The 12343-nt window shown below is 71.3% G+C and carries 9 protein-coding genes; 7 read left to right on the forward strand and 2 right to left on the reverse strand.

The annotated features are described in order from the left end of the window. Positions 1-180: 180 nt before the first annotated feature. On the reverse strand, positions 181-2007 hold the full coding sequence (locus ACFWEE_RS01520) for an acyl-CoA dehydrogenase (RefSeq protein WP_386885369.1): 1827 nt from the start codon (positions 2005-2007) through the stop codon (positions 181-183). Between the two features lie 186 nt (positions 2008-2193). On the opposite strand from ACFWEE_RS01520, the gene ACFWEE_RS01525 reads away from it, so the two are divergent. The 5 genes from ACFWEE_RS01525 (at position 2194) to ACFWEE_RS01545 (ending at position 6871) form a co-directional block, all read left to right on the forward strand. Continuing rightward, the gene (locus tag ACFWEE_RS01525) at positions 2194-2652 is read left to right on the forward strand and encodes an SseB family protein (protein ID WP_327176900.1); all 459 of its coding nucleotides are present in this window, start codon (positions 2194-2196) and stop codon (positions 2650-2652) included. Positions 2653-2861: 209 nt separating this feature from the next. Beyond that, on the forward strand, positions 2862-3818 hold the full coding sequence (locus tag ACFWEE_RS01530) for a pirin family protein (RefSeq protein WP_266706715.1): 957 nt from the start codon (positions 2862-2864) through the stop codon (positions 3816-3818). A gap of 82 nt (positions 3819-3900) precedes the next feature. Beyond that, the gene (locus ACFWEE_RS01535) at positions 3901-4980 is read left to right on the forward strand and encodes an AI-2E family transporter (protein ID WP_386885371.1); all 1080 of its coding nucleotides are present in this window, start codon (positions 3901-3903) and stop codon (positions 4978-4980) included. Positions 4981-5100: 120 nt separating this feature from the next. Beyond that, on the forward strand, positions 5101-6327 hold the full coding sequence (locus ACFWEE_RS01540; RefSeq protein ID WP_386885373.1) for a hypothetical protein: 1227 nt from the start codon (positions 5101-5103) through the stop codon (positions 6325-6327). 73 nt (positions 6328-6400) lie between these two features. Continuing rightward, positions 6401-6871 (forward strand): hypothetical protein, encoded by a 471-nt coding sequence (locus tag ACFWEE_RS01545; RefSeq protein ID WP_386885374.1) that lies wholly within the window; start codon positions 6401-6403, stop codon positions 6869-6871. A 66-nt stretch (positions 6872-6937) separates the two neighbouring features. On the opposite strand, the gene ACFWEE_RS01550 is transcribed toward ACFWEE_RS01545, so the two are convergent. Further along, positions 6938-9079: a SpoIIE family protein phosphatase gene (locus ACFWEE_RS01550; RefSeq protein ID WP_386885376.1), complete on the reverse strand. Its 2142-nt coding sequence runs from the start codon at positions 9077-9079 to the stop codon at positions 6938-6940. A gap of 229 nt (positions 9080-9308) precedes the next feature. Here ACFWEE_RS01550 and aspS point away from each other — a divergent pair, with 229 nt between their 5' ends. Both aspS and ACFWEE_RS01560 read left to right on the forward strand, forming a co-directional pair. Continuing rightward, positions 9309-11126, forward strand: a complete 1818-nt coding sequence (gene aspS, locus ACFWEE_RS01555) for an aspartate--tRNA ligase (protein ID WP_386885378.1) — start codon at positions 9309-9311, stop codon at positions 11124-11126. Positions 11127-11414: 288 nt separating this feature from the next. Continuing rightward, entirely contained in the window at positions 11415-12266 is an 852-nt protein-coding gene (locus tag ACFWEE_RS01560; protein ID WP_386885379.1) for a L,D-transpeptidase family protein, read from the forward strand. The last annotated feature ends 77 nt before the right edge of the window (positions 12267-12343 follow it).

Genomic DNA, 12343 nt, shown 5'->3' on the forward strand with positions numbered 1-12343 from the left:
TGAACCATTCACGATCGGGTGGCGGGAGGACGTGGCGCGGACATGACGACGGCCCGCCCCCCGGTATGCGCCGTGGTGGGGGCGGGCCGTCGTCGGTGACGGAGTGACGGCTCAGGTCGTGTGTCGAGAGTGGCGCCGTCCGCCCGAAGGGCGGGACAGGCGGGACTGTCGACACACGGCCTAGAACGCGGCCTCGTCCAGCTCCATCAGGGAGTTGTCGACGGACTCGGCGAGCGCGCGCTCCGTCGAGACGCCGGGCAGGACGTTGGCGGCGAAGAACTTCGCTGCCGCGATCTTGCCCTGGTAGAAGGCGACGTCCTTGGCGGAGGCGGTCGGCAGCTTCTCCGCGGCCACCGCGGCGCCCTTGAGGAGGAGGTAGCCGACGACGACGTCACCGGAGGAGAGCAGCAGGCGGGTGGTGTTGAGGCCCACCTTGTAGATGCTCTTCACGTCCTCGCCGGTCGCGGTGAGGTCGGTGATCATCGTGCCGACGATCGCCTCCAGGTCCACGGCGGCCTTGGCGAGGGAGTCCAGCGCGGGGGCCAGCTCCTCGTTGCCCTGGGCGCCGGCGAGGAACTTCTTGATCTCCTCGGAGAGCGCGTTGAGCGAGGCGCCCTGGTCGCGGACGATCTTCCGGAAGAAGAAGTCCTGGCCCTGGATGGCCGTGGTGCCCTCGTACAGGGTGTCGATCTTCGCGTCACGGATGTACTGCTCGATCGGGTACTCCTGGAGGTACCCGGAGCCGCCGAAGGTCTGGAGCGACTGCGCCAGCTGCTCGTAGGAGCGCTCGGAGCCGTAGCCCTTCACGATCGGCAGCAGCAGGTCGTTGAGGCCGTGCAGCGCCTTGGCGTCCTCGCCCGCGGCCTCCTTGACCTGGATCGCGTCCTGGACGGAGGCGGTGTAGAGCACGAGGGAGCGCATGCCCTCGGCGTACGCCTTCTGCGTCATCAGGGAGCGGCGCACGTCGGGGTGGTGGGTGATGGTGACCTTGGGCGCGGTCTTGTCCATGAACTGCGACAGGTCCGAGCCCTGGACGCGCTCCTTGGCGTACTCCAGCGCGTTGAGGTAGCCGGTGGAGAGGGTGGCGATGGCCTTCGTGCCGACCATCATCCGGGCGAACTCGATGATCATGAACATCTGGCGGATGCCGTCGTGCTTGTCGCCGATCAGCCAGCCCTTGGCGGGGTGCTGGTCGCCGAAGGTCATCTCGCAGGTGTTGGAGGCCTTGAGGCCCATCTTGTGCTCGACGTTGGTGGCGTAGACGCCGTTGCGCTCGCCCAGCTCGCCGGTCTCCCAGTCGAAGTGGTACTTCGGGACGAGGAAGAGCGACAGGCCCTTGGTGCCCGGGCCTGCGCCCTCGGGGCGGGCCAGCACGTAGTGGAGGATGTTCTCCGACATGTCGTGCTCACCGGACGTGATGAAGCGCTTCACGCCCTCGATGTGCCAGGAGCCGTCCTCCTGCTGCACGGCCTTGGTGCGCCCGGCGCCGACGTCCGAACCGGCGTCCGGCTCGGTCAGCACCATCGTCGAGCCCCACTGCTTCTCGACGGCGATCTCCGCGACCTTCTTCTGCGCGTCGTTGCCCTCGGCGAAGAGGATGCCGGCGAACGCGGGGCCCGAGGAGTACATCCAGATGGCCGGGTTGGCGCCGAGCAGCAGCTCCGCGTACGCCCAGATCAGGGAGCGCGGGGACGTGGTGCCGCCGATCTCCTCCGGGAGGCCCAGGCGCCAGTACTCGGAGTCCATGAAGGCCTGGTACGACCGCTTGAAGGTCTCCGGGACCGGCGCGGTGTTGGTCGCGGGGTCGAAGACCGGCGGGTTGCGGTCGGCGTCGGCGTAGGAGTCGGCGAGCTCGTTCTCCGCGAGGCGGGTGACCTCGTCGAGGATGCTCTTCGCGGTCTCGACGTCCATCTCCGCGAACGGGCCGGTGCCGTACAGCTTGTCGCGCCCGAGCACCTCGAAGAGGTTGAACTCGATGTCGCGGAGATTCGACTTGTAGTGCCCCATGGGAAGGCTCCGTAATCAATAGCAGTGACGCGCAGCGCCCCGGGGAGTGATGCGGTCGGGCGACGGGCTGTGCGGAAGGCCGGCCGGCTGCATGACGCGTATCAGTCGACCTCTCCGATGATGCTACCCGCGAGTAATAAGGCGCAACCCCTGGAGCCGGAGATGTGTCCGATTACTCTTTGGGGCATGTACGGCTACGACCAGAACCCGGGTGCACAGCAGCAGATGGGTCAGATGGGGCAGATGGGCGGCGGCTACGCCGAGCAGCCGCTGTACCCCGAGCCTTCGCCGCCCTCCCTGGCGGACGCGGTACGGGCCTTCACCACCGGCACCCTCGCGGCGGAGGACTTCCAGCAGATCTTCGCGACCTCGAAGGTCTACTGCCCGCGCGGCGACGGCCCGGGTTTCCTCGCGCTGCACAACACCCAGCAGCCCGTGATCCCGATGTTCACCACGCTCAAGGAGCTGCGGCGGTACGCGGGCAAGGAGTCGAAGTACTTCGTGATCACCGGCGCCGAGGTGATCGACCTGCTCCCCACCGGATACGGCTTCGTCCTGGACATGGAGGGCGACCACCGGATGGTCTTCGACGCGAAGGCCGTCGAGCAGATGGTCGACTTCGCGATGCGGCGCATGTACGGCTGACGCCGCCCTCCCCGGTCGCTTCGTCCGGTCCTTCCCCAGGCTCGCACCCGCGTGGTGCGGGCCTTCTCCGTGCGCCGGGTGCGCGCCCCGTCCCCGCCCGCCGCGCCCCTGCTGGGATGCTCGCCACGCCCTGCGGGAATGAACGACGCCTTGCAAGATGTTCACTGTTCAACTAAATTGGAAGCAGATCCCGCCCGGAGGTGGCTCCCATGCCCGCAGTGACCGTAGAAAACCCGCTGACCCTGCCCAAGGTGGCCGCCTCGGGCGACGCCGTCGCCCGTCCCGTTCTCGCGGTCACCACCGCGCCGACCGGCTTCGAGGGCGAGGGATTCCCGGTGCGCCGCGCGTTCGCCGGGATCAACTACAAGTACCTCGACCCGTTCATCATGATGGACCAGATGGGCGAGGTGGAGTACGCGGCCGGCGAGCCGAAGGGGACCCCCTGGCACCCGCACCGCGGCTTCGAGACGGTGACCTACCTGATCGACGGCAGCTTCATCCACCAGGACTCCAACGGTGGCGGCGGCACCATCGAGAACGGTGACACCCAGTGGATGACGGCGGGCTCCGGCCTGCTGCACATCGAGGCCCCGCCGGAGTCGCTGGTCATGTCCGGCGGCCTCTTCCACGGCCTCCAGCTCTGGGTGAACCTGCCCAAGAGCCACAAGATGATGGACCCCCGCTACCAGGACATCCGCGGCGGCCAGGTCCAGCTCCTCGCCTCCCCGGACGGCGGCGCGCTGCTCCGCGTCATCGCCGGTGAGCTCGACGGCCACGAGGGCCCCGGCATCACCCACACCCCGATCACGATGATCCACGCGACCGTCCGGCCGGGCGCCGAGGTGACCCTGCCGTGGCGCGAGGACTTCAACGGCCTCGCGTACGTCCTCGCCGGCCGCGGCACCGCGGGCGCCGAGCGCCGCCCCGTCCACATGGGCCAGACCGCCGTCTTCGGCGCCGGTTCCTCGCTGACCGTCCGCGCCGACGAGCAGCAGGACGGGCACACCCCCGACCTGGAGGTCGTGCTCCTCGGCGGACGCCCGATCCGCGAGCCGATGGCCCACTACGGGCCGTTCGTGATGAACAGCCAGGCCGAACTGAAGAAGGCCTTCGAGGACTTCCAGGCCGGCCGCCTCGGCACCGTCCCGGCGGTCCACGGCATGTGATCGCCGATGTGCGGGTGACGGTCCGTCACCCGCACGCCCCACGGGGCGGGACAGCGTGTCCGCCCCGTGGTCGGGTGGGGGAGTGCCGAACCAGAAGCCCCTCCTGCCCGACGCCGCACGGCGGACGGCCGCCTGGTGCGGCGTCCTGCTCCTCGTCGCCGCGGTCGCGGCGGTCGTCGTCTGGCTGTCCGTCTACCTCAAGACCGCCGTCACCCCCGTGCTGCTCGCGCTGCTCGGTGCGGCGCTGCTCGGCCCGGTCCACCGCTGGCTGACCGCCCACCACGTGCAGCGCTCGCTCTCCGCCGGGCTGACCTGCGCCGCGCTGGTCGCGGTCGTCGGCGGGGCCGGGTACATCGTGGTCACCGCGCTCATCGACACCGGCGGCCAGATCGTGGACTCGCTCAAGGACGCCGGACAGTGGGTGATCGACCACTTCGACCTGGCCGGCCAGACGTCCGTGGACAACCTCGCGGGCAACGCCAAGAACCTCGTCGAGAAGTTCGGCGCCACCGCGGCCGGCGGTGTCCTCACCGGACTGAGCCTCATCGGCACGCTGATCGCGACCGCCGTCCTCGCCCTGCTGCTCACCTTCTTCTTCCTGCGCGACTCCGACCGCGCCGTACGGCTCGCCCACTCCCTCGCCCCGCACGGCTCCGGCGACCTGGTCGAGGCGATGGGGCGCCGGGCCTTCGAAGCGGTCGAGGGGTTCATGCGCGGCACCACCTTCATCGCGCTGATCGACGCCCTCTGCATCACCGTCGGCCTGCTGATCCTCCGGGTGCCCGGCGCGGTGGGACTGGGCGCGCTGGTCTTCGTCGGCGCCTACATCCCGTACCTGGGCGCCTTCCTCTCCGGCGCCGTCGCCGTCCTGGTCGCCCTCGCCGACCGGGGGTTCGTCATCGCGCTCTGGGCGCTCGGGGTGGTGCTCGCCGTCCAGGTGCTGGAGGGCCACGTGCTCCAGCCGATGATCCAGAGCCGTACCGTGCGGATGCATCCGGCCGTCATCCTGATCGTGCTGACCGCCGGAGCGAGCGTCGCCGGGATTCTCGGCATGCTGCTCGCCGTACCGCTCTGCGCGGCGGCCTTCGGAGTGGTCGAGGAGCTGCGGCTGAGGAAGCCGGGCCCCTCCGCACCGCCCCCGGCGGGCGACGACACGGCCTGAACCCACGGGTGAACGCGGCGGCATCCCGGCGTGTCCGGCGGGCCGCCGAGGCAGGGCGGGCCGGGGAACGTACGATCTCCGCGCGCGGTCCACGGCGGACCGGGGGAGGGGAACCTGTCCGTGGCGGTTACGGATCTCATCGACCTGTCCGGCCCGTGGGGCCGTGTCCTCAGCGGGACGCCGCTGAACCACGAGAAGCACACCCGGGCGCCGCAGTCGATCGCCGTCGACCCGGTGACGCACGACCTGTTCGTCGTGCAGATCCGCGACGCGCTGGAGTACGGCAACCTCTGCGTCTACCGCATGGACCGCGCCACCGGGCAGGCGCTCGACCACATGCACCTCAACGGCTTCGGTCACGGCTACCAGATCGGTGCGCAGCACATCGGCGGCACGACCTACCTGTGGACCGAAGCCGGACCCCTGCACGAGCAGTTCGGCACCCGGATCGCCCGCTTCCCCTACCTCCCGGGGGAGGTGGTCACGATGACCTCCTCCGTGCTGTCGGAGCCGTTCAGCCCGGTGCCGGACGCCACGTTCGTCGCGCCCAGCGTCGACCCGGTGTTCCAGCGCCTCACGGTCCGTTACCTGACCGCGCAGGGCTACCTGTTCACCCAGTACCCGATCGACCCGTCGACCGGTGACGTCGTGTGGACCCCCCTGCGCACGGTGGCGCACCCCCCGGCCGCGCAGGTACCGCGCCTGGCCGACACCTTCCAGGGCTTCGCCTCGCTCGGCGACCACCTCTACCTCTACACCGGCAATCCGGACGTGGACGACACCCACATCACCGCCCTCTCCTGGACGGACGGCTCCGTCCTCGCCGGGCCCCGGCTCATGACCGCCGTGCCGGGGCTGGAGCGCCGGGAGCCCGAGGGGCTGGCCATCGAACGGGTCGGCGCGGAGGCGCGGCTGCTCTTCGGGTTCAGCGGGAGCGACACCACGCCGCGCGAGGTCACCGTCTGCTTCCTCTCCACGGACGCACCCGTGCAGGGCGTGAAGGTGCCGGCCGACTGGACCGCGCTGACCCCCGCCGCCGGGATCACCGCGGGGACCGGGGCGCGGGCCCCGCGCGGGCGCCTGGTGGACCTCGCGGGGACCACCTTCCTCCAGCTGCGCGGGGTCTTCGAGGGGACCCTGGCGAAGGACACCCGGGTCGCCACCCTCCCGCCGACGCTGACGCCCAGCCGCACCCTCCGGGGGGAGGTCTCCCGCAACAACCGGGGCGGGCGCTGCGTCTGCCGGCTGGAGATCTCCCCCGGGGGCGGAGTCACGGTGTACGGGCCGACCTCGGACAACACCGTCACCTGGGTCGACCTGGACGCCTTCTCGGTGGCCTGGCGCTGACGTACGCCCGCGCCGCGACGCAGCCCCTCGCCGTCTCTTCTCCCCTGTCTCCCACGCACCCCGAGGACCCGTCATGCGCGTCTCGCCGCAGAGAACCCCCAGCCGCCGCGCCCTGCTGACCGCGGCCGTCACCGCCCCGGCGGCGGCGGTCGGCGCACCCCTGCTCGCCACCCCCGCAGCCGCGGCCACCACCGGGGGCGTCGAGGTCGTCCACGACTGGACGGCGCTCGTCCTGGCGTCCGGCGTCACCGCCTCCGCCGACGCCCCGGCCGCCCGCGTGGTCAGGATCGCCGGTACGGACTTCCTCCAGCTGCGCGGAGGCGTCAACTGCGCCTTCACCGGGGACGCCGTCCTGGGCACGGTCCCCGCCTCCCTGGCGGTGCCCAAGACCACCCGGGCGGTCTGCCCGCGCAACAACAAGGCCGGTGTCAACGCGTGCCGGGTGGAGATCAGCACGGCGGGCCGGGTCACGGTGTTCGGCGGCACGGCCGCCAACGGCATCACCTGGATCGCCCTGGACAGCTTCTCGGCCGTACTGGCCTGAGGTCCGTCCCCGACCGCCGGGCCGTCCGACCGCCGAGACGTCCCGGGCCGGCCGGCGGCCGGGCGGTCAGATCTGTTCGAACGGGATCGACGGTGCGGCGAGTTCCGCGGGCTCGGCGGACTCGTACAGCTCGAACCAGATCGACTTGCCCTCGCCGCGCGGATCGACCCCCCAGTTGTCCGCCAGCATCTCCATCAGGACCAGTCCGCGTCCGCTGGAGGCCATCTCGCCGGGGCGCCTTTTGTGCGGGAGTTCGTCGCTGCTGTCCGAGACCTCGAGCCGCAGCCGCCGCTCGCCGTGCTCGCCGGTCACCTCCGCGACCATCAGCGCGTTGCCGTCCGTGTGGACCAGCACGTTGGTGGCCATCTCGGAGAGCATCAGCACCGCGGAGTCGACCTGCTCCGGGTCCGCCCAGTCGTGCAGCAGCTCGCGGAGCAGCTGGCGCGCGACGGAGATCCGCTCCGGTTCGGCCTGCGCGATGGCGACGGCGGTGCGGCGCGGCGGGGCCTTCGACAGGGTCATGGGGGTGTCCCGGCGGAGCAGCACCAGCGCGATGTCGTCCTCGTGCCGTTCCGCCAGGGGGCCCGTCGTGTAGTGCGAGGTGGGACCGTGGACCGTCTCCACCAGCGCCTCGGCCAGGCTCTCCGGGTCGGCTCCGGGGGTCTCCATGACCGGGCGCAGCCGCTCCCAGCCGGTCGCGAGGTCGTGTCCGCCGGTCTCGATGAGACCGTCGGTGCAGAGCATGATCGTCTCGCCGGGTTCCAGCACCACCTGGGTCGTCGGGTAGTCGGCGTCGGTTTCGATGCCCAGGGGCATCCCGCCCGCCGTCTGGCGGATGACCGCGGTGCCGTCGTTGCTGATCACCACGGGGTCGGGGTGGCCCGCGCGGGCGATGTCGAGGGAGCCGTCGGCCGGGTCCACCTCGGCGTACAGGCAGGTCGCGAAGCGCGGGGCGGTCGCTTCGTCGTCGTCCCCGCCGTTCGTGTGCTCGTACCCGTCCGTCAGCCCGGCCAGGAAGCGGGAGGCCCGGGCCAGCACGGCGTCCGGGCGGTGCCCCTCGGAGGCGTACGCGCGCAGCGCGATGCGGAGCTGGCCCATCAGCCCGGCCGCGCGCACGTCGTGGCCCTGCACGTCGCCGATGATGAGCGCGACCCGGCCGTTGGGCAGCGGGATCATGTCGTACCAGTCCCCGCCGACCTGGAGGCCGCCGCCGGTGGGGATGTAACGGGCCGCGACGGTGATGCCCGGAGGACTCTTGCCCAGGGAGGGCATCATCGCCCGCTGGAGCCCCAGCGAGAGCTCCCGCTCGGTCTCGGCCGCCCCGGCGCGTGCGAGGGCCTGGGCGAGCATCCTGGCCACGGTGGTGAGCACCGCACGCTCGTCGGGGGAGAAGCCCACCGGCTCGCTGAACCCCGCCATCCAGGCGCCCATGGTGCGGCCGGAGACGATCAGGGGCAGGAAGGCCCAGGAGCTGCGGCCGAACGTGCGGGCGAGCGGCCAGAACATCGGGAAGCGGTGGGCGTACTCGTCGGGGGTCGGCAGATAGATCGCCTGGCCGGTGCGGGCGACCTCGGCGGCCGGGTACTCGGTCTGGAGCGGCATGTCGACGAAGGGCTCCTCCTCGCCGACGGTGTGCCCGTGGTGTCCGACGAGGGTCAGCCGGTCGCCGTCGATGCCGAAGACCGCGAGCCCGTCCGGCGAGAAGCCCGGCATCGAGAGCGACCCGGCGACCCGGAGTACTTCCTCCGTGGACCGGGCCTCGGCCAGCGCCCGCCCGGCGTCCAGCAGGAACGCCTCGCGCGAGCGCCGCCAGTCGCCGGTGACGGGGGTCTGCACGGCGGTGCCGGGGATGGGCTCCGCGACCTCCTGGAGGGTGCCCAGGAGCACGGCCTGCTCGACGGTCTTGCCTTCGGGCACGTGGGGCCTGGACCGGGTCCGCACGACGCGGACGACCGTGCCCTGCTCGTCGACGATCCGGAGCCGGGACTCCGCGAGGGTGTTCTCGGCGACCGCGAGGCCGACGACCGAGCGGACCTCGTTCCAGTCGGCCTGGTGGTAGCAGGCGCGTACGGCGGCCTCCCGGTACGTACCGGCCTCGGGCAGGCCGAGGAGACGGGCGGCCTGTGCGTCGATCGTGACCGTCCCGTCCGCGGTGTCCCAGCGCCAGAGCCCCGTCTCGATGGCCGCCAGGATGTCCTCGGTACGCATTGCCCCACTTTAGGAAGATGCGTTCCCTGGACGCCACCGTTGGCCCGGCGTCCCCGGGGTCCTGCGGGCCCGGCGGGGGTCGGGCCCGGCGGGTGCGCGGCGGGCGTCGTGAGGCCGCGATCGCACCCCTGGACGATCTTGAACTGGTTATGGCAATGAAGTGGCCCGGCTCCGGGCGGTAGCCTGGGGAGGCTCACAGACCCCAACCGCGAAGACTGGATGAACGACGATGCATCGGTACAGGTCCCACACCTGCGGCGAGCTCCGCGCCTCTGACGTCGGCACCGACGTCCGGCTGAGCGGCTGGCTGCACAATCGCCGAGACCTGGGCGGCATCCTCTTCATCGATCTCCGCGACCACTACGGCCTGGTCCAGCTCGTCGCCCGCCCCGGCACCCCGGGGAACGAGGCGCTCTCGAAGCTGACCAAGGAGACCGTCGTCCGGATCGACGGCAAGGTCTCCGCGCGCGGTGCCGAGAACGTGAACCCGGAGCTCCCGACCGGCGAGATCGAGATCGAGGTCACCGAGGTCGAGGTGCTCGGCGAGGCGGCCCCGCTGCCCTTCACGATCAACACCGAGGACGGTGTGAACGAGGAGCGCCGTCTGGAGTACCGCTTCCTCGACCTGCGCCGCGAGCGCATGCACCGCAACATCATGCTGCGCTCGGCCGTGATCGCCTCCATCCGCTCGAAGATGGTGGCGCTCGGCTTCAACGAGATGGCGACCCCGATCCTCACCGCGACCTCCCCCGAGGGCGCCCGTGACTTCGTCGTGCCGTCGCGTCTCAACCCCGGCAAGTTCTACGCGCTGCCGCAGGCCCCGCAGCAGTTCAAGCAGCTGCTGATGATCTCCGGCTTCGACCGCTACTTCCAGATCGCGCCCTGCTTCCGCGACGAGGACGCCCGCGCCGACCGCTCGCCGGGCGAGTTCTACCAGCTCGACGTCGAGATGTCGTTCGTCGAGCAGGAGGACGTCTTCCAGCCGATCGAGAAGCTGATGACCGAGCTCTTCACCGAGTTCGGCAACGGCCGCGAGGTCACCTCGCCGTTCCCGCGCATCCCGTTCCGCGAGTCGATGCTGAAGTACGGCAACGACAAGCCGGACCTCCGCGCCAAGCTGGAGCTCGTCGACATCTCGGACGTCTTCGCCGACTCCGGGTTCAAGGCGTTCGCCGGCAAGCACGTCCGCGCGCTGCCCGTCCCGGACACCGCCGGCCAGTCCCGCAAGTTCTTCGACGGCCTCGGTGAGTACGCCGTCGAGCACGGTGCCAAGGGCCTCGCCTGGGTCCGCGTCGGCGAGGACGGCACGCTGGCCGGTCCGATCGCCAAGTTCCTCACCGAGGCGGACGTCAAGACGCTCACCGAGCGCCTCTCGCTCGTCCCGGGCCACGCCGTCTTCTTCGGCGCCGGCGAGTTCGACGAGGTCTCCAAGATCATGTCGGCCGTCCGCGTCGAGGCCGCCAAGCGCTCCGGCAACTTCGAGGAGGGCGTCTTCCGGTTCTGCTGGATCGTCGACTTCCCGATGTACGAGAAGGACGAGGAGACCGGCAAGATCGACTTCTCGCACAACCCCTTCTCGATGCCCCAGGGCGGCCTGGAGGACCTGGAGACGAAGGACCCGCTGGACATCCTCGCCTGGCAGTACGACATCGTCTGCAACGGCATCGAGCTCTCCTCCGGCGCGATCCGGAACCACGAGCCCGAGCTGATGCTCAAGGCCTTCGAGATCGCCGGTTACGACCGCGAGACCGTCGAGCAGGAGTTCGCGGGCATGCTCCGCGCCTTCCGTCTCGGCGCCCCGCCGCACGGTGGCATCGCCCCGGGTGTCGACCGCATCGTGATGCTCCTGGCCGACGAGCCGAACATCCGTGAGACGATCGCGTTCCCGCTCAACGGCAACGCCCAGGACCTGATGATGGGCGCCCCGACGGTGCTGGACGAGGCCCGTCTGCGCGAGCTGAACATCCAGCTCCGCAAGCCGGTCGCCGTGTCGAAGGGCGAGGCCGCCAAGGCCGAGACCGCCGCAGCGGAGAAGACCGAGAAGTAGCGGGCGAGGGGAGCCGCCGCCCCGGCGTCGCGCTCCCCGCCGTTCCGCTCCGTACGCACGCGGTTCGGTGGCCCCGTTCCGTACGTTTCACGTGAAACAGCCCCCGATCGACCGATCGGGGGCTGTTCCGTCGTTCCGGGGTGCTGTCGGCCCCCGACCGGCACCAGCCGTGGTAACGGGTGGGAGGGTGTACCGCCGGATGGCCCCCGCCCGGATTCGCGAGGGGCGGGCGCGGCGAAGAGTGGCTTCTGAGAGGCAGTCAGCCGGAACCACTCAGGAGCCCGCCCCGTGTCCCCCTCCCTCCGCACCCCCGCCCGTGCCGTCCCGGGACCATCCCCCCGCCGCCCCTGTCCGCTCGCCGCTCCGGTCCTCGCGCTGCTTCTGGCGCTGCTCCCGGTGCTCACCGGCTGCGGAGCCCCCACCTCCTCGGGGGCGCCGCCGAAGGGCGTGGCCGGGACGCGTTCGGACGACGAGGGCGGCCGGGGGCCCTCGGGCGTCCCCGCCGCTCCCGCGCCGCCCGCGCCGCCCGCGCCGCCCGTACCGCCGCTGGAGATCCCGGGGCTGGGGCCGGAGACCCGGGCCCGGATCCCGGTCGACGCCCGGCAGGCATTCGTGGTGACCGGCAAGGGAGCGGACTCCAACGAGTCCACCGCCGTCCTCTACGTCCGGGACGCCCCGGACCGGAGCTGGACGCCCGCCTTCGAACCCTGGGCCGCCCACAACGGCATGGAGGGGTGGACCGACGAGCACTACACCGGGGACCTCAGGTCCCCCGTCGGCGTGTTCGGCCTCACCGACGCGGGCGGCAAGCTGCCCGACCCGGGCGCCCTGCTCCCCTACGACGAGGAGGAGTACTTCGCGGTGGAGGGCGACGGATTCTTCGGCGAGCCCCTGGAGGGCTCCTTCGACTACGTCGTCGCCATCAACTACAACCGTGTCGAGGGCGTCAGCCCGATCGACCACGAGCGCCCGCTCGGCGAGGACCGGGGCGGCGGCATCTGGATCCACGTGGACCACGGCGGGCCGACCCAGGGCTGCGTCTCGGTCTCGGAGGAGCGGATGAAGGAGCTGCTGCTCACGCTCGACCCGGCGAAGAAACCGGTCATCGTGATGGGCGACAGGGCGTCGCTGGCCCGCTGAGGGCCGCGGACGCCCGCCGGGCCTGCGAAGGGTGCGGACACGGAGAAGGGCGGGGCCACGGGGGCCCCGCCCTTCTC

Source organism: Streptomyces sp. NPDC060184 (genome assembly GCF_042728795.1).
Lineage (GTDB): Bacteria > Actinomycetota > Actinomycetes > Streptomycetales > Streptomycetaceae > Streptomyces.